The 23,062-nt window shown below is 62.8% G+C and carries 22 protein-coding genes; 15 read left to right on the forward strand and 7 right to left on the reverse strand.

Annotated features, from left to right (window positions below; all coding sequences use genetic code 11):
- Positions 1 to 12: 12 nt before the first annotated feature.
- Positions 13 to 1,713 (reverse strand): phosphoenolpyruvate--protein phosphotransferase, encoded by a 1,701-nt coding sequence (ptsP, locus tag GVL04_RS16425; RefSeq protein ID WP_159706492.1) that lies wholly within the window; start codon positions 1,711 to 1,713, stop codon positions 13 to 15.
- Between the two features lie 129 nt (positions 1,714 to 1,842).
- Between ptsP and GVL04_RS16430 the strand changes: the two genes are divergently transcribed.
- The 7 genes from GVL04_RS16430 to GVL04_RS16460 all read left to right on the forward strand — a co-directional run bounded on the left by GVL04_RS16430 (position 1,843) and on the right by GVL04_RS16460 (position 10,017).
- The gene (locus GVL04_RS16430; RefSeq protein ID WP_159706494.1) at positions 1,843 to 2,565 is read left to right on the forward strand and encodes a TetR/AcrR family transcriptional regulator; all 723 of its coding nucleotides are present in this window, start codon (positions 1,843 to 1,845) and stop codon (positions 2,563 to 2,565) included.
- A 66-nt stretch (positions 2,566 to 2,631) separates the two neighbouring features.
- A complete protein-coding gene (locus tag GVL04_RS16435; protein WP_159706496.1) occupies positions 2,632 to 4,671 on the forward strand; it encodes a PTS mannitol transporter subunit IICBA in 2,040 nt (679 codons plus the stop codon).
- Complete coding sequence (locus tag GVL04_RS16440; protein ID WP_159706498.1) at positions 4,671 to 5,819, forward strand: mannitol-1-phosphate 5-dehydrogenase; 1,149 nt, start codon at positions 4,671 to 4,673, stop codon at positions 5,817 to 5,819. The genes GVL04_RS16435 and GVL04_RS16440 overlap by 1 nt, the downstream gene beginning before the upstream one ends.
- A gap of 420 nt (positions 5,820 to 6,239) precedes the next feature.
- Positions 6,240 to 7,190 (forward strand): siderophore ABC transporter substrate-binding protein, encoded by a 951-nt coding sequence (locus tag GVL04_RS16445; RefSeq protein WP_159706500.1) that lies wholly within the window; start codon positions 6,240 to 6,242, stop codon positions 7,188 to 7,190.
- 26 nt (positions 7,191 to 7,216) lie between these two features.
- On the forward strand, positions 7,217 to 8,224 hold the full coding sequence (locus GVL04_RS16450) for an ABC transporter permease (RefSeq protein ID WP_159706502.1): 1,008 nt from the start codon (positions 7,217 to 7,219) through the stop codon (positions 8,222 to 8,224).
- Complete coding sequence (locus GVL04_RS16455; protein WP_235036328.1) at positions 8,217 to 9,233, forward strand: iron chelate uptake ABC transporter family permease subunit; 1,017 nt, start codon at positions 8,217 to 8,219, stop codon at positions 9,231 to 9,233. Before GVL04_RS16450 ends, GVL04_RS16455 begins: the two co-directional genes overlap by 8 nt.
- A 25-nt stretch (positions 9,234 to 9,258) precedes the next feature.
- Positions 9,259 to 10,017: an ABC transporter ATP-binding protein gene (locus GVL04_RS16460; protein ID WP_159706504.1), complete on the forward strand. Its 759-nt coding sequence runs from the start codon at positions 9,259 to 9,261 to the stop codon at positions 10,015 to 10,017.
- A 79-nt stretch (positions 10,018 to 10,096) separates the two neighbouring features.
- Here GVL04_RS16460 and cycA read toward each other — a convergent pair whose 3' ends face one another.
- The 5 genes from cycA to GVL04_RS16485 form a co-directional block, all read right to left on the reverse strand.
- Positions 10,097 to 11,557 carry a D-serine/D-alanine/glycine transporter gene (cycA, locus tag GVL04_RS16465; protein ID WP_200846871.1) on the reverse strand — a complete coding sequence of 487 codons (1,461 nt, stop codon included), beginning with the start codon at positions 11,555 to 11,557 and terminating at the stop codon, positions 10,097 to 10,099.
- 174 nt (positions 11,558 to 11,731) lie between these two features.
- Complete coding sequence (locus GVL04_RS16470; RefSeq protein ID WP_159706508.1) at positions 11,732 to 12,493, reverse strand: ABC transporter permease; 762 nt, start codon at positions 12,491 to 12,493, stop codon at positions 11,732 to 11,734.
- The gene (locus tag GVL04_RS16475; protein ID WP_159706510.1) at positions 12,490 to 13,287 is read right to left on the reverse strand and encodes an ABC transporter ATP-binding protein; all 798 of its coding nucleotides are present in this window, start codon (positions 13,285 to 13,287) and stop codon (positions 12,490 to 12,492) included. Before GVL04_RS16475 ends, GVL04_RS16470 begins: the two co-directional genes overlap by 4 nt.
- On the reverse strand, positions 13,284 to 13,649 hold the full coding sequence (locus GVL04_RS16480; protein WP_159706527.1) for a DUF1048 domain-containing protein: 366 nt from the start codon (positions 13,647 to 13,649) through the stop codon (positions 13,284 to 13,286). Before GVL04_RS16480 ends, GVL04_RS16475 begins: the two co-directional genes overlap by 4 nt.
- A gap of 1 nt (position 13,650) precedes the next feature.
- Complete coding sequence (locus GVL04_RS16485; protein ID WP_141283837.1) at positions 13,651 to 13,980, reverse strand: PadR family transcriptional regulator; 330 nt, start codon at positions 13,978 to 13,980, stop codon at positions 13,651 to 13,653.
- 103 nt (positions 13,981 to 14,083) lie between these two features.
- On the opposite strand from GVL04_RS16485, the gene GVL04_RS16490 reads away from it, so the two are divergent.
- The 4 genes from GVL04_RS16490 (at position 14,084) to GVL04_RS16505 (ending at position 17,922) form a co-directional block, all read left to right on the forward strand.
- Positions 14,084 to 14,590 (forward strand): GNAT family N-acetyltransferase, encoded by a 507-nt coding sequence (locus GVL04_RS16490; RefSeq protein ID WP_159706529.1) that lies wholly within the window; start codon positions 14,084 to 14,086, stop codon positions 14,588 to 14,590.
- 161 nt (positions 14,591 to 14,751) lie between these two features.
- Positions 14,752 to 16,179, forward strand: coding sequence for an HNH endonuclease signature motif containing protein (locus tag GVL04_RS16495; RefSeq protein ID WP_159706531.1), 1,428 nt, complete (start codon positions 14,752 to 14,754; stop codon positions 16,177 to 16,179).
- Positions 16,180 to 16,213: 34 nt separating this feature from the next.
- Positions 16,214 to 16,654 carry a MarR family winged helix-turn-helix transcriptional regulator gene (locus GVL04_RS16500; RefSeq protein ID WP_159706533.1) on the forward strand — a complete coding sequence of 147 codons (441 nt, stop codon included), beginning with the start codon at positions 16,214 to 16,216 and terminating at the stop codon, positions 16,652 to 16,654.
- A gap of 29 nt (positions 16,655 to 16,683) precedes the next feature.
- Positions 16,684 to 17,922: an MFS transporter gene (locus tag GVL04_RS16505; protein WP_159706535.1), complete on the forward strand. Its 1,239-nt coding sequence runs from the start codon at positions 16,684 to 16,686 to the stop codon at positions 17,920 to 17,922.
- A 92-nt stretch (positions 17,923 to 18,014) separates the two neighbouring features.
- Here GVL04_RS16505 and GVL04_RS16510 read toward each other — a convergent pair whose 3' ends face one another.
- A complete protein-coding gene (locus GVL04_RS16510) occupies positions 18,015 to 19,484 on the reverse strand; it encodes a sugar porter family MFS transporter (protein WP_159706537.1) in 1,470 nt (489 codons plus the stop codon).
- Between the two features lie 412 nt (positions 19,485 to 19,896).
- Between GVL04_RS16510 and GVL04_RS16515 the strand changes: the two genes are divergently transcribed.
- From GVL04_RS16515 to GVL04_RS16530, 4 genes are read left to right on the forward strand one after another with little or no spacing between them, the layout of a single operon-like run.
- The gene (locus GVL04_RS16515) at positions 19,897 to 20,580 is read left to right on the forward strand and encodes an IclR family transcriptional regulator (protein WP_159706539.1); all 684 of its coding nucleotides are present in this window, start codon (positions 19,897 to 19,899) and stop codon (positions 20,578 to 20,580) included.
- The gene (locus GVL04_RS16520; RefSeq protein ID WP_159706541.1) at positions 20,577 to 21,683 is read left to right on the forward strand and encodes an ABC transporter ATP-binding protein; all 1,107 of its coding nucleotides are present in this window, start codon (positions 20,577 to 20,579) and stop codon (positions 21,681 to 21,683) included. Before GVL04_RS16515 ends, GVL04_RS16520 begins: the two co-directional genes overlap by 4 nt.
- Positions 21,680 to 22,330: an ABC transporter permease gene (locus GVL04_RS16525; protein ID WP_159706543.1), complete on the forward strand. Its 651-nt coding sequence runs from the start codon at positions 21,680 to 21,682 to the stop codon at positions 22,328 to 22,330. The genes GVL04_RS16520 and GVL04_RS16525 overlap by 4 nt, the downstream gene beginning before the upstream one ends.
- Positions 22,303 to 23,043, forward strand: coding sequence for an ABC transporter permease (locus tag GVL04_RS16530; RefSeq protein WP_235036329.1), 741 nt, complete (start codon positions 22,303 to 22,305; stop codon positions 23,041 to 23,043). Before GVL04_RS16525 ends, GVL04_RS16530 begins: the two co-directional genes overlap by 28 nt.
- Positions 23,044 to 23,062 lie beyond the last annotated feature (19 nt).

Consider the following 23,062-nt stretch of genomic DNA (forward strand, 5'->3'; position numbering starts at 1 on the left):
GGAAACGAAAAATTAGAGGCCGAGCTCTTCGAGCACGGGGAGCTTGGCACGGACCCAGTCGCGGGCCTCGAGAGCACTCGGCGCGGACAAAGCGAGCCGTGCGAGCTCCTGCGCTTGCTCCAGGGTGACGGTCTTCAAAACAGTCCCGACGGCGGCCAACGAGCGCGCGGTCATGGACAGCGTGGTGACGCCCAAGCCGGTGAGGACGACGGCGAGGGCCGGATCCGCGGCTGCCTCGCCACAGACACCCACGGGCTTGGCTGTACCCTCCCGGCCGGAGCCTTCCTGCGCGGCGCCTTCCACTGTGAGCTGGACGAGCCGAAGGACGGCGGGCTGCCAAGGGGTGTTGAGTTCGGCGAGGGGGCCGAGCTGGCGGTCGGCGGCCATGGCGTACTGGGTGAGGTCGTTGGTGCCGAGGGAGGCGAATCCGACTTCGCGCAGCACGGTGGCGGCGGTCAATGCGGCTGAGGGAACTTCCACCATCACGCCAGGCGTCTGGATTCCAGCGGCGGCGCACAACGAGGCGAAGCGTCCGGCTTCGGCAGCCGTGGAGATCATGGGGGCCATGACCCACACATCGGCCTCGGACTCAGACGCTGCCCGGGCAATGGCCTCGAGCTGGCGCTCCAGGACACCCGGGGTGGTGAAGTCGGTCCGGTAGCCGCGAACACCAAGTGCAGGGTTGGGTTCGCTGGCGTCCGTAAGGAAGGGCAGGGGCTTGTCGGCGCCGGCATCCAGGGTGCGGAGGACTACTTTCTTGCCCGGGAACGCGTCGAACACAGCCTTGTAGGCTGCGGCTTGCTCATCGACAGACGGCTCGGTGTCACGCTCGAGGAAGCAGAACTCGGTGCGGAACAGGCCAACGCCCTGGGCGCCCAAAGCGGCAGCTGCCACGGCGTCCTTGGCTCCGCCGACGTTGGCGAGGAGCGGCACCAGGTGGCCATCCGCCGTCGTGCCGTTTCCGTCGAATTCGGCGAGCGTGGCGGAGGTTTCCGCCCAGGCCGTGGCAGCAGCGCGCTGCTCGTCGGAGGGCGAAACGGCAACGAAACCAGCCGCGCCGTCGACGTAAACCTCGGAACCGTCGGCCACGGAGTCAACGCCGTGCGCGGCAACAACAGCGGGCAAACCAAGGGAGCGGGCAATGATCGCGGTGTGCGACTGCGGTCCACCGCCCGAGGTCACCAGGGCCAGCACCACAGCGGGATTCAGCGTTGCGGTGTCGGCGGGTGCCAGGTCCTCGGCCACCAGGATGAAGGGGGTCTCCGAGGCGGGGATGCCGGGCGCGGGGACGCCGCGGAGTTCGGCAACAATTCGTGCGCGGACATCCAAGACGTCCGTGGCGCGCTCGGCCATATAGCCGCCAAGGTTGTGCAGCATTTCCGAGACGGAGGCGCCGGCTTCCCAGATGGCGCGCTCCGCGGACGACCCTGCGTTGATGAGCTTGGCCGCCGACTTAAGGAGCATGGTGTCCTTGGCCATGAGGGCTGTGGCTTCGAGGACGGCTTTACCGTCGCCGGAGGCGGTGTCCGCGCGCCCCTTGAGTTCGTCGTGGACGGATTGCGCGGCCGCTTTCAAGCCTGCGACGGCGTCTTCCGGGCTGGTTCCCTCGGCCAACCGCTCTCCCGACGTCGGTTCGCTCACCGGCTTGGGCATTTGGCGGACGGAACCAATGATGCGGCCAGGGCTTACCCCTACTCCTTGGAAATTCTGCACTGAATCCTCTGTTCCTGCTTGTTGGTTCAAGCCCGCCGGCGACGGCACCGGGAGCCTCTGGAACTAGCCTACAAATTTCTGTTGTGAGCCACTTCATATAGCAACGCTATAGGTGCTAGGGTAGCGGTTATGAGTTTCGATGACCAGCTTCCGCCCAAAATTCGGTTGCTTCGCGCAGCTGCCGAGTTGCTGGCGAATTCGGAGGGGTCAGCGGTCTCTACGCGCCAGATCACCAAGCTTGCCGGGGTCACGGCGCCCACGCTCTACCACCACTTTGGCGACAAGGAAGGACTGTTCGACGCCGTCGTTTCAGCCGGTTTCGAAGAGTACGTGGCGGGGGAGCGGGATTTTGCACCGTCCGGGGAGCCTTTGGAAGACGTTCGGCGGATGTGGGATAACCACGTCCAGTTCGGCCTGACCCAACCCCATCTTTATCTGGTCATGTTCGGCAACATCAGGCCGGAAAGCCGCCCAGCAATCGTGGCCGATGCTGAAGCGCTTCTGGAAGAAATGCTGAACAAAGCCGCTATTGCCGGTCAGATCAACGTGCCACCACGTGAGGCAGCACGCAGCATCCTGGCGGCCAACGTGGGCGTCACGCTCATGCTGATCGCAGAACCGGTGGAAGAACGGAACCTCGAGCTCTCAACGATGACCCGGGATTCCATGATTTTTGCCGTCTCCACGGAAACCGCCCGTGGCGCCGCAGCGGAGGACTCCGGTAAGTCCTCGGTAGTTGTTGCGGCAATCGCCCTGAATGCGGCACTGCAGGCCTCGCATTCGGACCAACTTTCCAGCTCTGAACTGAAGCTCTTCCTTGAGTGGCTTCACCGCATTTCCAGCAGCTCCTAAGGCTGCACTCTCTCGATCTATATCGACTGACCCCGCGCCGCCGCGGGACACACGTTAGGAATTCACATGGCAACAGAGACAGTTGCGAAGCCCCGCACCAGCGTGCGCGTTGGTGTCCAGAAGTTCGGAACATTCCTCTCCGGCATGATCATGCCCAACATTGGCGCCTTCATCGCCTGGGGTCTGATTACGGCGCTGTTCATCGAGAAGGGCTGGATTCCAGTTCCCGCGCTCGGTGGTTTCGGCACCAATGCCGAAGGAGTTCCCAACATAGGCCTTGTTGGCCCGATGATTACCTACCTGCTTCCGCTGCTGATCGGCTACACAGGCGGCAAGATGGTCCATGACGTCCGTGGTGGCGTGGTGGGAGCCATCGGCACCATGGGCGTGATCGTCGGCGCGGGCATCCCGATGTTCATTGGCGCCATGATCATGGGCCCGCTGGGCGGCTGGACCATGAAGCAGCTTGATCGCCTCTGGGACGGCAAGATCCGCCCCGGCTTCGAGATGCTGGTGAATAACTTCTCCGCCGGCATCTGGGGCGCACTGTTGGCCATGCTTGGCTTCTACGGCATTTCCCCGTTGGTTTCGGCCTTCAGCACCGGCGCCGGAAACGTCGTCCAGTTCCTGGTCAACAACGGCCTGCTGCCGCTGACCAGCATCTTCATCGAGCCCGCCAAGGTCCTCTTCCTCAACAACGCCATCAACCACGGCGTGCTGACCCCGCTGGGCATCCAGCAGTCGCTGGAACAGGGCAAGTCCATCCTGTTCCTCCTGGAAGCCAACCCCGGCCCGGGCCTCGGCATCCTGCTGGCCTACATGTTCTTCGGTCGTGGTGCTGCCAAGGCTTCGGCTCCCGGTGCAGCGATCATCCACTTCCTCGGTGGCATCCATGAGATCTACTTCCCGTACGTCCTGATGAAGCCCATCCTGATCCTCGCAGCTATCGGTGGCGGCATGACGGGCATCGCAACGTTGGCCATCACCAACTCCGGCTTGGTTGCTCCTGCAGCGCCTGGTTCCATCATTGCGGTGATCGCCCAGACGTCGCGTGACAGCTACGTCGGCGTGATCCTCGCGGTCATTCTCGCGACCGCTGTCTCCTTCCTTATTGCGTCGCTGATCCTGCGCACCTCCAAGAACAAGGGCGAGGACGACCTCACCGAGGCCACCTCGCGCATGGAAGCCATGAAGGGCAAAAAGAGCTCCGTCTCTTCGGCACTCGTCGGCGAGCGCGCCGGTGACCAGGGCGGAACCGTCCTGACCCGCCCGGTCCAGAACATCGTGTTCGCCTGCGACGCCGGCATGGGCTCCAGCGCCATGGGAGCCTCGGTCCTGCGCAACAAAATCAAGGCGGCCGGCTTCCCGGACGTCAAGGTCACCAACTCCGCCATCGCCAACTTGAATGACACTTACGACGTCGTTGTCACCCACGAGGACCTCACCGAACGCGCCCAGCCGAGGACGGCCAGCGCCGTGCACTACTCGGTGGACAACTTCATGAACAGCCCGCGGTACGACGAAATCGTTGAACTGGTACGGAGCAGCAACAGCGAAGAAGGCGCTGCTTCTGAAGAAAGCACGACGGCGGAACCCGCCGCCGCTGCCCAGCCTGTCGCAGCAGCCGCCACCCACGGTGCCCATGCCGCAGAGCCGGCTGCCGCCGTCGAGGGTAAAGGCGTCCTTCTCCGCGAAAGCGTGGTCCTGAACGGGACGGCAGCTGACCGCGATTCAGCGATCGACGAAGCCGGCAAACTCCTGCTGGACCGCGGCGCCGTTGATGTCAGCTACGTCCACGCCATGCACGAGCGCGAGGAATCCGTGTCCACGTACATGGGCAGCTTCCTGGCGATTCCGCACGGCACCAACGATGCCAAGGAACACATCAACCACTCGGCAGTGTCCATCATCCGCTACCCCCAGGGCATCGACTGGGGCGGCAAGCAAGTGAAGTTCGTGGTCGGCGTTGCTGGCCTCAACAATGAGCACCTCCACATCCTGTCCTCGATCGCGAAGATCTTCACCAACAAGGCACAGGTTGCCCAGCTGGAAGAAGCCACCACGGTTGACGAAGTCCTGGAGCTGTTCGGAAAGGTCAACGCATAGTGAAGGCAGTCCATTTTGGGGCAGGCAACATCGGGCGCGGCTTCGTGGGGCTGCTGCTCCACGAAGCCGGCTATGAGGTGGTGTTCGCGGATGTAGCGGACGCGCTGATCAGCCAGCTCGCCTCGGCCAGCAGCTACGACGTCCACGAGGTAGGCGAGAACCCGGCGGTCAAGACCGTCACCGGCTTCCGTGCCTTCAACTCGGCATCGCAGGAAGCTGCTGTTGTTGAGGAAATCTCGACGGCGGATGTGGTCACCACTGCTGTGGGGCCGCACATCCTGAAGTTCGTGGCACCGGTGATTGCCCGCGGGCTGGCGGCCCGGCCTGTGGATCTGCCACCCCTTCAGGTCATGGCCTGCGAGAACGCCATCAACGCCACGGACCTCCTTCACACGGAGATCCGCGCGGCGTGGGACGACTCCGCGGGCGATCTGGACGCCGTCGCGGTTTTTGCCAACACCGCAGTGGACCGCATTGTCCCCAACCAGGCGCCGGGCCAAGGACTGGACGTCACGGTGGAGACTTTCTTCGAGTGGGTCATCGATCGCACGCCGTTCGGTGACAATGTGCCGGACATCCCCGGGGCTACCTTCGTGGACGAGCTTGGACCGTACATCGAGCGCAAGCTGTTCACGGTCAACACCGGCCACGCTTCGGCCGCGTACTTCGGGTACCAAGCGGGGCTGGAGAAGATCTCCGACGCCATGGCCGATCCGTCCGTGGCGGCCAAGGTCCGGGCTGTGCTGGAGGAAACGAAGGAACTTCTGGTGGCCAAGCACGGTTTCGTGGAGGCCGAGCAGGAAGCGTATGTGCAGAAGATCCTGTCACGCTTCACCAACCCGCACCTGCCGGACACCGTGAACCGCGTGGGTCGCGCGCCCTTGCGGAAGCTCGGCCGGCACGAGCGCTTCGTTGGCCCCGCGGCTGAGCTTGCCGAGCGCGGTGTGACTCCGGTGGCCCTCCTTGAGGCCATGTCGGCGGCCCTTCGTTTCGACGACGGCGCCGATGACGAAGCCGTGGAGCTCGCAAGGATGCTGTCCGAGATGGACGCGGCTGCCGCCGTCGAACGCATCACGGAACTGACGCCTGCGCACCCGCTGTTCCCGGCGCTGCAGAAGCTTGTGGAGGACCGGCAGGCCGAGGCCTGACCCTCTCTCACCTTCTGCCCCCTTCAGGCTGACCCTCTCTCACGGAACGGCCCGATCAGGCGGACGGTCTCTCACCGTTTTCAGATAAGCCCGACGTCGGCACTCACCAGAGCGCCGACGTCGGGCTTTTTCGCGTCGAGTTGCAGCAGGGCGTTGACAGGGGTGAGAGAGGGGCGGTGGGAAAGGCACGAAAGGTGAGAGAGGGTCGGTGGGAAAGGCACGAAAGGTGAGAGAGGGTCGGTGGGAAAGGCGCGAAAGGTGAGAGAGGGTTTCGGTCTCCGGCAGGAGAAAAACCAGTGAGTTCGCTCACTTTCACCCACTGGAGGGCCTTTCGGTTTTGAAGTTAGCCTCACCTTACTAATAGAGTCAAAAGGCAATTAGACAACACATCTATGACTTATTAGTGAGTGGAGTACCGGCGTGAAAAAGAGGCTGTCGAGCTACATTGGGGCACTGGCTGCAGGGGCAGCATTGCTGACCGTTACGGCCTGTGGAGGCGGCGCAACGGCGTCCTCGCAGCCGGAAGAGGCCAGCACCATCACCATCGAGCACGCCCAGGGCTCCACTTCCAACGTTCCCGTGAACCCCGCGAAGGTTGTCACGTTCGACCTCGGCGTCCTGGACACCATGAACGCGCTCGGCGTCGAGCCCACCGGTGTTCCCGAGGCCAGCTACCCGGAGGCGCTGAAGAAGTTCTCCGAGGCCAAGTACGCCAAGGTCGGCTCGCTCAAGGAACCCGACTTCGAAGCCGTCAGCTCCGCAGCTCCGGACCTCATCATCATCTCGGGGCGCACCTCCGGCGCCTACGAGGAACTGAGCAAGATCGCTCCGACCATCGACCTATCGGTTGACGCCGCGAAGCCGATGGAGAGCTTCAAGGCCCAGACGGAGAAGCTCGGCAAGATCTTCAAGAAGGAAGATGAAGTCGCCTCCAAGCTCGCCGAGGTGGACAAGACCGTCGCCGACACGAAGGCCAAGGCAGCCACCGCCGGCAAGGGTTTGATCGTCCTCACCTCCGGTGGTGAAGTCACCGCTTACGGCGCGGGCTCCCGCTTCGGCATCATCCACGACGTCCTGGGCGTTCCGACGGCTGCCGAGGTCAAGTCCGAAGGTGCCCACGGCGAGGCCGTTTCCTTCGAATACATCAAGGAAACCAACCCGGACATCCTTTACGTCATCAACCGCGACACCGCCATCGGCACCGCAGGGTCCACGGCGAACCCGATCCTGGACAACGAGCTCGTGAAGTCCACCAACGCAGCCAAGAACAACAAGATCGTCAACCTCGATCCCGCAGGCTGGTACCTCGTGGGCTACGGCCTGAACAACGTCCAGGCCATGGTCACCGCAGTGGCCGACTCCGTCGCCTGATATCCCGCATCACCTGAAATTCTGACGTGACAACTACAGCCGTGCGCCCCACGGCACCAGCACGCCGCAACCGGACTGGCGAGACCGCCCGACTGGTTGCGGCGGCTGTCGTTGTGCTGGTGATCGCCGTGGGCAGCATCTTCGTGGGTGTCAGCGATGTTTCTCTGCCCGCTTTGATGGCGAACGACGCCGGTGCCTGGGAAATCTTCTGGGTGTCGCGGGTGCCGCGCACCGTGGCTGTGGTCCTGGCCGGGATGGCCGTCGCAGTTGCCGGTTTGATCATGCAGCTCATGGCGCGCAACCGGTTCGTGGAGCCATCCACCGTGGGAACTGTGGAATCAGCGACGCTCGGAATCCTGGTAGTCACTGTTCTTGCCCCTGACTCTCCGATCCTCACCAAAATGATCGTGGCTTCTGTGTTCGCCGTGCTCGGCACCGCGCTCTTCCTGGCGATCCTCCGCCGCCTCCCTGCGCGCAACACCCTGCTGATTCCTTTGGTGGGCATCATGCTGGGTGGCATCATCGCAGCCGTCACCACGTTCTTTGCCTACCGCTTCGACCTCCTCCAGACACTGAGCAACTGGATGATCGGCGACTTCTCCGGCGTGTTGCGTGGGCGGTACGAGCTGCTGTGGGTCGTGGCTGTTCTTGTCCTTGTGGGCCTCTTTGCCGCAGACCGCTTCACCGTGGCCGGCATGGGACAGGACTTCACCACCAACCTCGGCCTGAACTATGCGCGCACCATGCGGCTCGGCCTGATGATCGTCTCCCTGATCTCAGCCGTCGTTGTGACCACTGTTGGGGCAGTACCCTTCCTTGGCCTGGTGGTGCCGAACATTGTGTCCCTGCTCTTCGGCGACAACCTCCGCCGGGCCGTTCCGTGGACTGCCTTGTTCGGAGCCGCGTTCGTGCTGGTCTGTGACATCATCGGCCGGACCATCCGGTTCCCTTATGAAGTGCCGGTCGGTATGGTCATGTCCGTTCTGGGCGCCATCCTGTTCCTCTTCCTGCTCCTGAGGAAACGCAATGCCTGAAGCGCTCCTGACCGCACCCCGCCTTTCCGCCCGCACCCGCTGGCGTGAGGCCATCCGCAGCACCCCGCCGGGAGTGGTGATCGGCATCCTGGCGATTGCCGCCGTCGTGCTCGTTGCCGTTTTCCTGACCATCGACCTCAAAGGCAACATCGCCTACATCCTGCCGCGCCGGGCCATCAAGGTGTCCGCGATGCTGCTGGTGGCTGTCGCGGTGGGGGTTTCCACACTGCTGTTCCAGACTGTGACGGCCAACCGGATCCTGACGCCGTCCATCATGGGCTTCGATTCGCTGTACATCCTGGTGCAGACCGCGCTGGCGTTCGTGGCGGGTGCCGCGACGCTGGCGACGGCTTCGTCCACGCTGAAATTTGGGCTCGAGATCCTGCTGATGGTGGGGTTCAGCGCCTTCCTGTACCGGTGGATGTTCACCGGCGCCACGAGGTCCCTGCACCTGTTGCTGTTGGTGGGAATCGTGCTGGGAACTCTGTTTCGCGGCTTCTCCTCGCTGTTGCAGCGCCTCATGGAGCCCAGCGAATTCATCATCCTGCAGGACTTGTTCTTCGCCAGCTTCAACAACGTGGACCCGGGGTTGCTGGCAGTTTCCGCTGTACTGGTCGCTCTGGTGTGCGTTGGCGTGTGGCGGATGCGGCACACCCTGGATGTGCTGGCGCTCGGCCGCGAAGTGGCCATCAATGTGGGCGTCGACCACAAGCGCGTCGTGATGCGGGTACTGCTGGCGTGCTCGCTGCTGGTGGCTATTTCCACTGCGCTGGTGGGGCCGGTGACGTTCTTCGGCCTCCTGGTGGTGAGCCTCGGCTACCAGCTGTGCCGTGGATTCCGGCATGCGTGGCTGCTGCCGATCGTGGTGCTGATCGGTGCCATTGCGTTGGTGGGTGGTCAGTTACTGCTGGAGCGCGTCTTCGGGTTCGCTACGGCGCTGAGCGTGATCATCGAGTTCACCGGCGGCATCCTGTTCCTTTATCTGTTGCTGAAAGGCTCACTGAAATGACAGCTGATATCACCTGGGCCCGACCATGATTACCGTCCGGAACGTGACCAAGCGCTATGGTGGCACCACTGTGCTGGACGACGTAACCTGCGAGATTCCCCGCGGCGGCATCACGTCCATCATCGGCCCCAACGGTGCCGGCAAGTCCACGCTGCTCTCGTTGATCAGCCGCCTTCAGCCCATGGACGCCGGGGGAGTCTCGGTAGCCGGGCTGGATGTCACGGCGACGCCCAGCAAGGAGCTGGCCAGGACCATGGCCATCCTGCGGCAGGAAAACCACCTGACCATGCGGTTGACTGTGCGGGATCTCGTGGCCTTCGGGCGCTTCCCGCACAGCGGCGGCCGGCCGACGGTCGAGGACCTTGAGCATGTGGATGAAGCCATCCGACAGCTGGACCTCACGTCCATGGCCGACAAATTCGTGGACGAGCTCTCCGGCGGCCAACGCCAGCGCGCCTACATTGCCATGGTGCTGGCGCAGGACACCGAATACCTGCTGCTCGATGAACCACTGAACAACCTGGACATGAAGCACTCCGTGGAGATGATGCGGTTGCTGCGCCGGCTGGCGGACGAGCTCGGGAAGACCATCGTCCTGGTGGTCCACGACATCAACTTCGCGTCCTGCTACTCGGACACCATCCTGGCCATGAAGGACGGCCGGCTCATCCACCAGGGCACACCCTCGGAGATCATGCGCGCCGGGATGCTGCGCGACGTCTACGACATCGACATCCGCATCGAGGAAATCGACGGCAACCGCATCGGCGTGTACTTCGCCTGACGCTTTCAGCTATACAAAGAAAGCCCGACGTCGGCACCCAAGCTGGGTTCCGACGTCGGGCTTCCTTTGTATTTGAGGGTTAGCGCGCTGCCGCGGTTTCCGCTTCGGACATGGCTTTCCATTCGGCCACGCGGGCCTGGTGCAGGGGCGTCTTGCGGACCACGGCGTAGGCGACGCCGAGGACAGCAAACCAGATGGGCGTCACCAGCAGGGCCGTGAGCGTGTCCGGCTGCGTCGTCAGCGCCCAGACCAGGAACGCGAAGAACGCGAAGACAACCCACACCATGGGAATGCCGCCGGGCATTTTGAACGGCGAGGCCGCGTGCTGCTCGGGGCGGCGTTTGCGGTACACGAGGTAGCTGGCCAGGATGATCGACCACACGAACATGAAGCAGACGGCGGACACGGTGGTCACCATGTCGAACGCGACCCCCACGTCCTTGCCCGCGTAGAGAAGCGCGACGCCGGCCAGCAGCAGGACGCACGACAGGAACAGTGCGTTCTGGGGTACTTTGCGGCTGGAGAGCCGGCCGAAGAGCTTCGGGGCGTCGCCGTCGTTGGCCAGGCCGTAGACCATGCGGGACGTCGAGTAGATGCCGGAGTTGGCCGAGGACATGGCCGATGTGAGCACCACGAGGTTGACCACGGTGGCTGCCATACCCAGGCCGGCCAGGGAGAACATGGCAATGAACGGGCTCTGGCCGGCTTTGAACTCGGTCCACGGGGTGACGGACATGAGGATGATGAGGGCGCCTACGTAGAAGAGCATGACGCGCAGGGGAATGGCGTTGATGGCGCGTGGGAGGTTGTGCTCCGGGTTCTTGGTTTCGGCTGCTGCGGTGCCGACAAGCTCGATGCCGACGAAGGCGAAGACGGCGATCTGGAAGCCGGCCACGAATCCCATGAATTCCTTGGGGAAGAATCCGCCGTGGCTCCACAGGTTGGTGAAGCTCGCTGTGCCTGCGTTGGACTGGAAGCCCGTGAAGATCATGACCAGGCCGACGACGATCAGAGCCACGATGGCGACGATTTTGATGAGTGCGAACCAGAATTCGGTCTCACCGAACGCCTTGACCGTGGGCAGGTTGAGGAGCAGCAAGATGATGATGGTGGCGATGCCCGGGATCCAGAGTTGGATTCCCGGCCAGAGTTCATTTGCGTAGCCCGCGATCGCAATGACGTCTGCCACGCCGGTGACTACCCAGCAGAACCAGTAGGTCCAGCCGGTAAAAAAGCCGGCCCAGGGACCGAGGAGGTCGCCCGCGAAGTCGCTGAAGGACTTGTAGTTCAGGTTGGACAGCAGCAACTGGCCCATGGCCCGCATGACGAAGAAGAGCATGAAGCCGATGATCATGTAAACGAAGATCACGGAGGGGCCGGCAACGGAAATGGTTTTGCCGGAGCCCATGAAGAGGCCGGTTCCGATGGCGCCGCCGATGGCCAGGAGCTGGATGTGGCGGTTGCTGAGCGAGCGTGACAGGTGGGGCTCGCTGTCCCTGCTGGAGGCGCGGAGCTGCCCCTGTGTTGTCTGGTCGGACATTAGTTCAAGAACCCTTCGAAGGACCCGCCACAATAGTGACGGCCGTTACAAATCTGTTCGATAAAGCTATAGCTAATGTCTGACAAATGGCGAATCCGTCTGAATGGCGAAAGCTCCCGCCCTGGTTGAGGGGGAGCTTAGGCCTTGTCTGACGCGGTGTTCAGCCTGCGGGTACTACGCGATCTGGCGTTTGTAAGCAGCAGTTGCGAAGGCGTAGGAGACGACCAGGATCCCCAAGCACCAAGCCAGGGCAACCCAGATGTCTCCGCCCACCGGACGCTGCGCGAACAGATCCTGGATGGTGTTCACGATGGAGGTGACGGGTTGGTTCTCGGCGAACCAGCGGACCGGGCCAGGCATGGTTTCCGTCGGGACGAAGGCCGAGCTGATGAACGGCAGGAAGATCAGCGGGTAGGAGAACCCTCCGGCGCCGTCCACGGACTTCGCGGAGAGCCCCGCGATAATGGCGATCCATGTAAGCGCCAAGGTGAAGAGCGCCAGGATTCCCGCGATGGCCAGCCAATCCAGAACGTTGGCCGAAGTGCGGAATCCCATGAGGAGTGCCACCAGCACGATGATCACCAGTGAGAGTCCGTTGGCCACCAAGGAGGTCAGGACGTGCGCCCAGAGAACCGACGAGCGTGCGATCGGCATGGACTGGAACCGTTCGAAGATGCCACTCTGCATGTCAGTGAACAAGCGGACCGCCGTGTAAGCGATACCGGAGGCGATCGCGATCAACATGATGCCCGGGAGCAAGTAGTTCACATAGTTCTCGGTGTCGGTCCTGATGGCTCCGCCGAATACGTAGACGAAGAGCAGCATCAGGGCGATCGGGGTGATCGCAGTCGTGATGATGGTGTCAACGCTCCGGAAGATGTGCCGCATGGAGCGGCCCAGCAGCACGGACGTGTCTGCGAAGAAATGGGTGTTCATGACCTGTCCTTTACTGACTCGTTGTTACCGGTTGGGGCGGTGCTGCCGGTTCCCACCAGGGCCAGGAAGATGTCCTCCAGGCTCGGCTGCTTCTCGACGTACTCGATCTTGGCCGGCGGCAGCAGCTGCTTGAGCTCCGCGAGGGTGCCGTTGGCGATGATGCGACCCTCGTGAAGAATGGCGATGCGGTCTGCGAGATGCTCAGCCTCATCGAGGTACTGCGTGGTGAGCAGGACAGTGGTCCCCTGGCGGGCGAGGTTTTTGACGATCTGCCACACTTCCAGGCGGGCCTCGGGGTCCAGCCCGGTGGTCGGCTCGTCCAGGAAAATCACCTTCGGGTTGCCGATCAGGCTCATTGCAATATCCAAGCGACGCCGCATGCCGCCGGAGTACGTCGCTACTTTGCGTGGGCCGGCCTCGGTGAGGCTGAACTGCGCCAGCAAGTCATCCGCGATCTGGCCCGGATTCTTCAAATGACGGAGCTTCGCCACCAGGATCAGGTTCTCCTTGCCGGACAGGACCTCGTCCACTGCGGCGAACTGACCGGTGAGGCTGATGGATTGCCTCACCTGCAGCGACTCCGCAGCAACATCAAAACCCTCGACGGCGGCTGACCCGCCGTCCGCCTTGAGCAGCGTGGACAGGATCTTTACCATGGTGGTCTTGCCCGCGCCGTTGGAGCCGAGAAGGGCGAAAATACTGCCTGACGCTACCTCGAAGTCCACACCTCGCAGGACGTGCAGATCTTTGTACGACTTCTCAATGCCCTCTACCCGGATTGCCGTTGTGGTCATGATTCAGCCTCCTTCGCTTTCTCGATTGCCTTGGTGAGGCGCTCGCGTTCCTTGTCGATCCAGCGCTTTCCGCCGTATGCCTGGGCAAAGGCCTCGGCGAACTCGATGGGATCTTCGCCGACGATTTCGCTCACTGGCGTGCCATCGATTGCTGCGCGTTCCCAGAGGTCGGCGAGGTCCGTGAACATCTGCACCATGGTGTCTCCCTCAGTGACGCCGCCGTAGTACATCAAGTACCTGTTGAAGGCGGTCGCTACGGTGAGGTACGGCTCGGGCAGGGCGTCCAGCCGCGCTTTGGCCTGCTTGTACTGCTTCTTCTGCTCGAGCGATCCGGTCACCAGCTCGATCCATTTTGCTGCCATGTTATTTTCCTTCCTTGCGGAGCTCTTCAATCCGTCCGGACAAGAAGCTCCATGTGTTCCAGAATTCGTTCAGTTCCTTTTCGCCCTGTGTGTTGAGCGTGTACACCTTGCGGGGTGGCCCTTTTTCGGACGGCCGCTTTTCAACGTCCACCAGCCCCTTTTGCTCGATCCTGACCAGCAGCGCATACACGGTGCCCTCAGCGATCTCGGTGAAGCCCTGCTCCCGGAGCAGCGTGGTGATCTCATATCCATACGCTGCCTTTCCGGTCAGGAGGGCCAGAACAATGCCCTCCAATGTGCCTTTGAGCATCTCCGTCATCTGCTTGCCCATCGGACACCTCCCTCACTACTCAGTATTACTAGCTACCACTACATAGTAGAACTAAGTACCGGTACTTAGCAATACTGAGTTCCAACCAAAATGGCATGCTGGGATGGTGAACACGGAATCTGGTACCGCACCCGCCCTGATGACTGCCGCCGTCGGACCTGGCACGTTCAGCCTGAGGCGCGCCCGCAAAGGCGACCTACCCCGGATCCTCGCTTTGCTGGCGGACGATCAATTGGGTGCCACCCGCGAGAGTGTGGACGATCTGGCGCCCTATGAGCGGGCTTTTGACGCGATCGACGCCGATCCGGCCCACCTTCTGGTGGTCGGCGAACTCGCCGGTGATGTTGTTGCCACGTTCCAGCTCAGCTACCTTCCGGCGTTGTCCCGCAAGGGATCATGGCGTGCGCAGATTGAAGCGGTCCGGGTGTCGGAGGTGCTGCGAGGCCAGGGTGTCGGGGCGCTGATGGTCGAGTGGGCTATCGAGCAGGCCCGGGAGCGTGGCTGTTCGCTGGTGCAGCTGACGACCGACAAATCGCGTGTGGCAGCGCACCGTTTCTACGAGCGGCTGGGGTTCGTCGCGAGCCATGAGGGCATGAAGCTGAAGCTCTAGACGCGTCCCGCACTCGTTCGCCCCGCGTGTACATCGGCGAGGAGTGTGGGCAGGGCCGGATCCGTCATCCACAGAAGGCATGCTGGGCTCAAGGCTGGGTGTTTTCCACATAGGAATCTTCATGCCTTCTGGTGTCCGTGGCTGGCTGGAAGGCTTGAGTCATGGAGCAGATTCGGGAACGGCAATCGATTGATACGGCCTCTCTTGACCCCGGGGCGGCGTTTCGGTCCGGTGGCTCCGCGCCCAGTGTTTCGGAGCTTGTCCCACTCCTGCGCGCTGTCCGTCTCGGCACCGAAAGCAGCGAACTGATCGACCAAATCCGGGGGCTGGAAGATCTGAAATCCGCCATCGTTGGTCTCCAGGCCCGGGCCGCGGTTGCCTTTGACCTGGCCCAACGGGGCGTGCGGGCAACCGCTGGTGTTCCCTCGTCGGAGCGGGGCAAGGGTGTGGGTGCGCAGGTTGCGTTGGCCCGGCGCGAATCGCCCAACCGCGGCTCCCGTCTCCTCGGGCTTGCGAAGGCGTTGGTCACGGAGATGCCGCACACCATGGCGGCGCTGGAGTCGGGCCTGCTCAACGAGTGGCGCGCCACGCTGCTCGTGAAAGAAACTGCCTGCCTGTCACTTGAGGACCGGTGTGCCGTGGACGAGGAACTTGCCGCCGACACCGGTACCTTCGTCGGCGCTGGCGACAATGCCATCATTGCCGCCGCGAAAGCCGCAGCTTACCGGCGAGATCCCCGTTCCGTTTCCCAGAGGGCCAGTTACGCCGCCGCCGAGAGGACAGTAAACCTGCGGCCTGCCCCGGATTCCATGACGTACCTGACCGCACTGCTCCCCGTCGCCCACGGCGTGGCCGTCTATGCCGCGCTTACTCGAAAGGCGGACTCCGCCCGCTCCAGCGGAGACTCCCGGATCCGGGGCCAGGTCATGGCCGATACCCTCGTCGAGCGCATCACGGGTAGGCGCGGAGGGATCAGCGGCGTCGACCTCCAGCTCGTCATGACCGACCGAACCCTCTTCCAGGGAGACAGCGAGCCTGCCCGGCTCCAGGGGTACGGAGTTGTGCCTGCCGAATGGGCCAGGGCACTGGTTGGCGCCGGAGGGACTGTCTCGGACGAGCCTCGTGGGGTGAGGAGGAACGCCGTCGCTGGCCAATCATCCTCAACACCCGATAGTCCGGCACAAAGGCAAGCCGATGAGATAACCGTGTGGCTGCGCCGGCTCTACACCGCGCCGGCCGCCGGTGAACTCCTGGCCATGGACTCCAAAGCAAGGCTCTTCCCACCGCGACTCAGACGCTTCATCGAAACCCGCGACGACACCTGTCGAACCCCATACTGCGACGCGCCCATCCGCCACATCGACCACATCGTCCCCTGGCATTCCGGCGGGACCACCACGCTGGCCAACGGCGCTGGACTCTGCGAAGCCTGCAACCACACCAAGGAAAACCCCGGCTGGACGGCGAAAACGCTCCCCGAAGATGTCCATACCCTCGAAATTCGCACACCAACCGGCCACAGTTACACATCAAAAGCGCCGGCGCCACCGGGCCATAGGCGCGGACCAACCTCACCGGCCAGGGCTTGACTATTAGGTACCCTAACTATTAGGCTACCTAAGTATGAACACCTTTGATCCCCGGCTCCTTGACCTCGCACAGGAATTCCGCGAGTCACTGCGGCTAGGCGTGTACATGTTCCGTCGCCTTGATCCTGAAGGCGACCTCACCGCCGCTCAGCTCAGCCTGCTGTCAATGATCTCCGACGGCGGCCTCCGCGTGGGCGATATAGCTAAGAACCTGGGCATCAAGGTTCCCAGCGCCACCGAGCAGATCATCAAGCTTGAGCGCGCCGGCCTGGTGACCCGCCAACCTGATCCCGACGATTCCCGCGCCGTCCAGGTGGCCATCACCCAGGACGGAACCGCCGCAGTCGAGGCCGCCAACCACCGGCGCAACGCCATGGTGGCCGAACTGCTCCAGGACCTCAGTAGCGAGGAAATTGAGCATCTCGCTGCCGCGCTGCCGGTCATCAGCAAGCTCAACAGCTCTTTCCAGAACTAAGAAAATCCGCACCGACAAGGAGCCATTGAATGTCACGCCAGTTGGCTGACGCTTCAGCAAGCGCCGAAACAACCATCGAAACCACGCTGGAGGCTGAAAAAGCCTCCTTCCTCAAACAGCCTAAGGCGGTGTGGGCCACCGCCCTCGCGGCCGTCTTCGCGTTCATGGGCATCGGGCTGGTGGATCCCATCCTTCCGGCGATCGCCAAGAACCTCGAGGCGTCCACCAGTGAAGTGTCATTGCTGTTCACCAGCTACTTCCTGGTGACGGCAATTGCGATGTTGATCAGCGGTTTCGTGTCTTCACGCATCGGCGGGAAGAAGACGCTGCTGATCGGACTGGCGATCATTGTGGTGTTCGCGTCGTTGTCCGGCCTGTCTGGCAGTGTTGAACAGCTGGTGGGATTCCGGGCAGGTTGGGGCCTCGGCAATGCACTGTTCGTGGCGACGGCCCTTGCAGTGATCGTTGGCGTCGCCAGCGGTGGAACCGGCACGGCCATCATTCTCTATGAAGCCGCACTGGGTCTGGGTATCTCGCTCGGCCCGCTGCTGGGCGCGCTCCTCGGTGGCTGGCAGTGGCGAGCACCGTTCTTCGGCACCGCAGTCCTGATGGCAGCAGCATTCATTGCCCTTCTGGCGCTGCTGCCAAAGACGCCTGCTCCCGCCAGGAAGTCCCGCCTCAGGGATCCACTCCTGGCACTCGGGCACAAGGGACTCCGAACCACCGCAGCCAGTGCCCTCTTCTATAACTACGGATTTTTCACCATCCTCGCCTTCACCCCGTTCATCCTGGGCATGGACGCCTATGGAATCGGGGGAGTGTTCTTCGGCTGGGGCGTTGCTGTTGCAGTGTTCTCGGTCTTCGTCGCTCCCGTACTGCAGAAGCGCTTCGGTGCCGTAAAGGTGCTGACCGGCACACTCGCCGTCCTCATGCTCGACCTGATTGGGCTGGGATTGGCCGCGGGGCACTCGGTGACTGCCGTCGTCGTTCTTGTCATCGTGGCGGGTGCCCTGCTGGGCATTAACAACACGGTCTACACCGAACTGGCCATGGGCGTGTCTGATTCTCCGCGTCCGGTCGCTTCGGCCGGCTACAACTTTGTGCGCTGGATGGGCGGTGCGTTGGCACCGTTCGCGGCGGCCCAGCTCGGCGAGCACTTCGGGCCGCAGGTGCCGTTCTTCGCCGGAGCAGTGGCTATGGTGATCGCGATTGTCATTGCTTTCGGAGGCCGCGACTACCTGAGGTCGCACGAGCCGCACCTGGTCTAGACCCGGGGTTCCGGAACAAACCAGAGGTCCAGAACAAAAGGGCCCCGCGGAAATCCGCGGGGCTCTTTTATATGTCTATCTGGGGTGTGCAATCACTTGGATTCGTCTGAGGCAACTGGCAGTGGCGCCACGGGTGCACCCTTGGGGACGAACAGTGTTTCGGCCTGCTCGAGGGACATGCCGTTCGTCTCGGGAACCTTGAACATCACAAAGAAGAACGACGCCGCCGCGAACGCTGCGTACATGGCGTACGTGAGCGGCAGGGAGCCTGCCGCCATGATGGGGAAGCTGAGCGTGATGGCAAAGTTGGCGATCCACTGTGCTGCAGCTGCCAGTCCAAGCGCACGGGCGCGGATGCGGGAGGGGAAGATCTCGCCCAGCAGCACCCACACGAGCGGACCCCATGAGGCGCCGAAGCTGATAACGAACACGTTTGCGGCAACCAGGGCCACCGGACCCCATGCGCCGGGCAGTGAGATTTCCGAGCCGGTTCCGGTCGCCGAGGAGAAGGCCAGTGCCATGACGCCAAGCGATACGGCCATGCCGATGGAACCGGTCAGGAGGATGGGGCGGCGGCCGATGCGGTCCACGAGTGCGATGGCTACGAGGGTCACCAGGATATTGGTGACCGACGTGGCGACGGAGATCGTCAGGGAGTCCTTCTCCTGGAATCCGACGGCCTTCCACAGCGTGGTGGAGTAGTAGAAGATCACGTTGATACCAACGAATTGCTGCAGCACGGACAGGATGATTCCGATCCACACCACGGGCAGCAGACCGAACCTGTTGCCGCGCAACGAGCCCTTCTTGGTGGAGAGTTGCTCCTGCTGGATGGATTCGCGGATCTCGCGGATGTGCCGTTCGATGTCGTCGCCGGGGATCAGCTTGTTGAAAATGGTGCGGGCTTGGTCTTCCTTGCCGTTGAGTACCAGGAAGTGCGGCGACTCGGGCAGGCGGAAGGCGATCCACCCGTACACAGCTGCAGGAACAGCGCAGGCGATGAACATCCAGCGCCACGCCTCGATGCCCAGCCACAGGGTGCCATCGGCGCCGCCGGCCGAATTGGCCAGCACTGCGTCGGAAAGCAGCGCTGCGAAGATACCCGTGGTGATGGCGAGTTGCTGGAGCGATGCCAGGCGTCCGCGCACGTGCCGCGGGGAGATTTCCGAGATGTAGGCCGGAGCGATTACCGAGGCAAGCCCGATGCCCAAGCCGCCCACCAGGCGCCAGAAGATGAGGTCCCAAACACTGAACGCAAGACCCGTTCCAACAGCACTCACCAGGAAGAGAAGTGCGCCGATCTTCATGGCGGGAATGCGCCCATAACGGTCGGCCACCTTGCCGGCCAGGTAGGCGCCTGCGGCACAACCCAGCAAAGCGACCGCGACGGCGAACCCGGTCAGTGCCTCGCTCATGACGAATTCGTCTGCCATCGCGTCCACGGCGCCGTTGACCACGGAAGAATCGAAGCCGAAGAGGAAGCCGCCCACCGCGCCGGCAACGGCCAGGCCGATCACCTTCCGGGAGACTTGGGGCGCGCCTTCGGTGCTGGAACTGGACATGGGACTCCCTTGGGGGACTGTGGTGTGGGATCGCAGTGCAGGACGTCGTCGGCTGTTCCGACGGGGACGCCGGTGCACTCGCGCTACACAGTGTGGCACGTCATATCCGCCGAGTTCCAGTCAAGTGACCGACGTGACATGTATTCACGTTGTTAACGCATCGAAGTCTGTTCGGCTGCTGGGAGTTGGCTGAGCGGCCCTCCGGGAGCGTGTGGACATATTCCGAGGGGTTTTGGGTCAACTTATTGAACGCAATTCCCCAAGCCGGCATCCGGGCCGAATGTGGTGGCCGCGCGCCGCCGTCGTCATCTTCTGCGTAAGAAAGCCTCAAACCATTGCCATTTAATGAAACTTGGTTTTTACTGAATGGCAAGAGAGTTGTGATGTGGACCACGGAAAGCGAAGGTGTGTGATGGCTGATTCCTCCACCCGGACAGTAGAAAGGGCGCTCGCGCTCCTGGGGGCAGTTTGTTCGGAAGGTGCCATTGCGCTGAGCGACGCGGCCAGGGTTGTTGACCTGTCACCGAGCACCGCCCTTCGCCTTCTCCGCACGCTGGAAGGCAGCGGCTTCGTTTCAAGGGACGACGGCGGAAACTTCCGGCCGGGGGCCAGCATCATCCAGCTGGGTGCACTCGCGCTCGGCAAGGAATCCCTTGTCTCGTTGTGCACGCCGGCCATGAAGCGCCTCGTCGCAACAACACGCGAATCCTGCTATCTAAGTATTCCCGGGGTTGGGGACACGGGAATCTACATCGCGATCGTGGAGGGCACCCATTCGATCAGGCACTCCAGCTGGGTTGGGCGGAGCATCCCGCTCGCCGGCACGGCTTCCGGTCAAGTGCTCAAGGGCGAACACCCTGGGCGCGGCTTTGCGGTGGTGCGCAGCGGTGTGGAGGACGACGTCACGGCCATCGCTGCCCCGGTGGTCATGGGGGGCCGCACGGTGGCATCTCTGAGCATCGTGGTTCCCAGCTACCGCGTGGACGAGCTGAAGGCCCTCAAGATAGGCCAGCAACTGGTGGAGGAAGCTGACAACATCCTCACCCTGAACACCGAAAACCATGAGCTACCCCAGGAAAGCATGGAAGCAAAATGATCAAGTTTCAAAATGTCACCAAGGCCTACCCGGACGGTACTGTCGCCGTCGACGGCCTCAATCTGGAGGCACCCACCGGCAAGCTGACCATTCTGGTCGGTCCCTCCGGCTGCGGCAAGACAACCTCGCTGAGGATGATCAACCGCCTCATCGAACCCACCAGCGGCACCATCTACCTTGACGACCAGCCCACCTCCGGCATGGATGCAGCGTTGCTCCGCCGCAGGATCGGTTACGTCATCCAGCACGCAGGCCTCTTCCCGCACAAGACCATCGTGGACAACGTATCCACTATGCCGGTCCTGCTCGGCGAAAGCCGTCAGAAGGCCCGGACCAAGGCGCTCGAATTGATGGAGCGCGTAGGGTTGCCGGCGAGCTTCGCCAAGCGGTATCCGTGGCAGCTTTCCGGTGGACAGCAGCAGCGCGTTGGTGTCGCCCGGGCGCTCGCCTCAGACCCCGCATTCATGCTCATGGACGAGCCTTTCAGTGCCGTGGACCCTGTAGTCCGTGCACAACTGCAGGAGGAGTTCCTTCGCCTGCAGCGAGAGATCGGGAAGACCATCATCATGGTCACCCACGACATTGACGAAGCCCTCAAACTCGGCGATCAGGTGGCTGTGATGCGCGTTGGTGGCAAGCTGGCGCAAATGGCTTCGCCGTCGGAGCTGCTCACCTCTCCCGCGGACGAGTTCGTTGCCGACTTTGTTGGCCGGGACCGTGGGTACCGCTCGCTCGGTTTCACCAAGACCGCAGGCACTGTGGCCATCGGCGAAGAAGCTGTGGTGCAGCTCGGTACGTCCGTTGACGAGGCCCGCGCCAAGGCGTCTGGTGCTTGGGTGTTGGTGGTCGACGGCGGCAGGAAGCCGCTCGGCTGGGCGCAGCCGGATCTTCTGAACGGTGAGGTGAAGCGCGAGAACCTGAACCTCAGCGGCATCCCGGCCGCTGCCTCCGGAACGATGCGGCAACTGCTCGATGCAGCGCTCTCCTCACCCAGCCGTCGCGGCGTTGTGGTCAACGAGCACGGTGAACTGATGGGCACCGTGACTGCCACGGACGTCGTCAAGGCCATCGAGGCCGAGCCACACTTGGAGACGGCGCGATGAACTTCGAGTGGCTGGGCCGCCAGTTCGATAACATCGTGTTCCTGCTCGGCTGGCACGTCCTGCTGGCCGTCACCCCGCTGATCCTGGGGCTGCTCATTGCACTGCCCCTTGGCTGGTGGGCGCACCGCAGTCGCCGCATCTACCCACTGCTGGTAGGCGTGGCCGGTCTGCTCTACACCGTTCCGTCGCTTGCACTGTTCGTGTTGCTTCCGCTGGTCCTTGGCACCAAGATTCTGGACCCGATGAACATTGTTGCCGCACTGACCATCTACACCGTGGCGCTGCTGGTTCGCGTAGTGGCCGATGCCCTTGATTCCGTTCCCGAGGACACTGTCCAAGCCGCCAAAGCCATGGGCTACCGCGGGTACCAGAGCCTGCTGAAAGTCGAACTTCCCGTAGGCGTCCCGGTTATTTGCGCCGGGCTCCGCGTTGCAGCCGTCTCCAACGTCAGCCTCGTCTCCGTTGCTGCGCTGCTGGGCATCCCGCAGCTCGGCTCACTCTTCACGCAGGGCTTCCAGCTCCGTTTCTACACGCCGATCATCGCGGGCATCGTGCTTTGCGTGGTCCTCGCCATGATCCTGGACGGGCTGATCATCCTCATCAACCGGTGGCTGACACCGTGGACCCCCAAGGTGGTGGCATCGTGAACTACTTGTTCGACCCCGCGCACTGGAGTGGCGCCGACGGCATCCCAACGCTGATCGCCGAGCATCTCCTGTACTCCCTCATTGCCCTGGCCATTGCCGCCGTGATTGCCGTGCCCCTCGGTATCTACATTGGTGTCACTGGCAAAGGCGTGTTCATGATCGCAGGCTTGGCCAATGCCCTCCGCGCACTTCCCAGCGTCGGTCTGCTGATCCTCCTCGTCCTGCTGATCTCGCCCGCGTTCCCTTCCCGCATGGGCTACGTCCTGCCTAGCCTCATCGTCCTGGTCTTGCTGGCGGTGCCGCCTATCCTGACCAACACCTATGCCGGTGTTCGCGCGGTGGATGCTGCCGCCGTCGACGCCGCCAAAGGCATGGGCTTCCGCACCATGAAGATCCTCACGGATGTCCAGCTGCCGTGCTCCCTTCCGCTGGTTTTGTCCGGTGTCCGCAGCGCCCTGCTGCAAATCATCTCGACGGCGACTATCGCTGCGTACATTTCGCTCGGCGGCCTGGGTCGTCTCCTGATCGACGGCAAGGCCCAGAACGACTACAGCCAAATGGTCGCAGGCGCCGTCCTCGTTGCACTGCTGGCCCTGTTTTTCGATCAGCTTCTCGCATTCATCACCCGCCGGGTTGTCTCACCAGGACTGACGCGGCGCACCATCAAGTCGGCTCCCGTAGCCGAGCCCGTGAAGACCCCCGTCACGGTCTAGCACCACCCCTTTTCACCTC

Source organism: Arthrobacter sp. 18067 (genome assembly GCF_902706295.1).
In the GTDB taxonomy this organism is placed as follows: domain Bacteria; phylum Actinomycetota; class Actinomycetes; order Actinomycetales; family Micrococcaceae; genus Arthrobacter.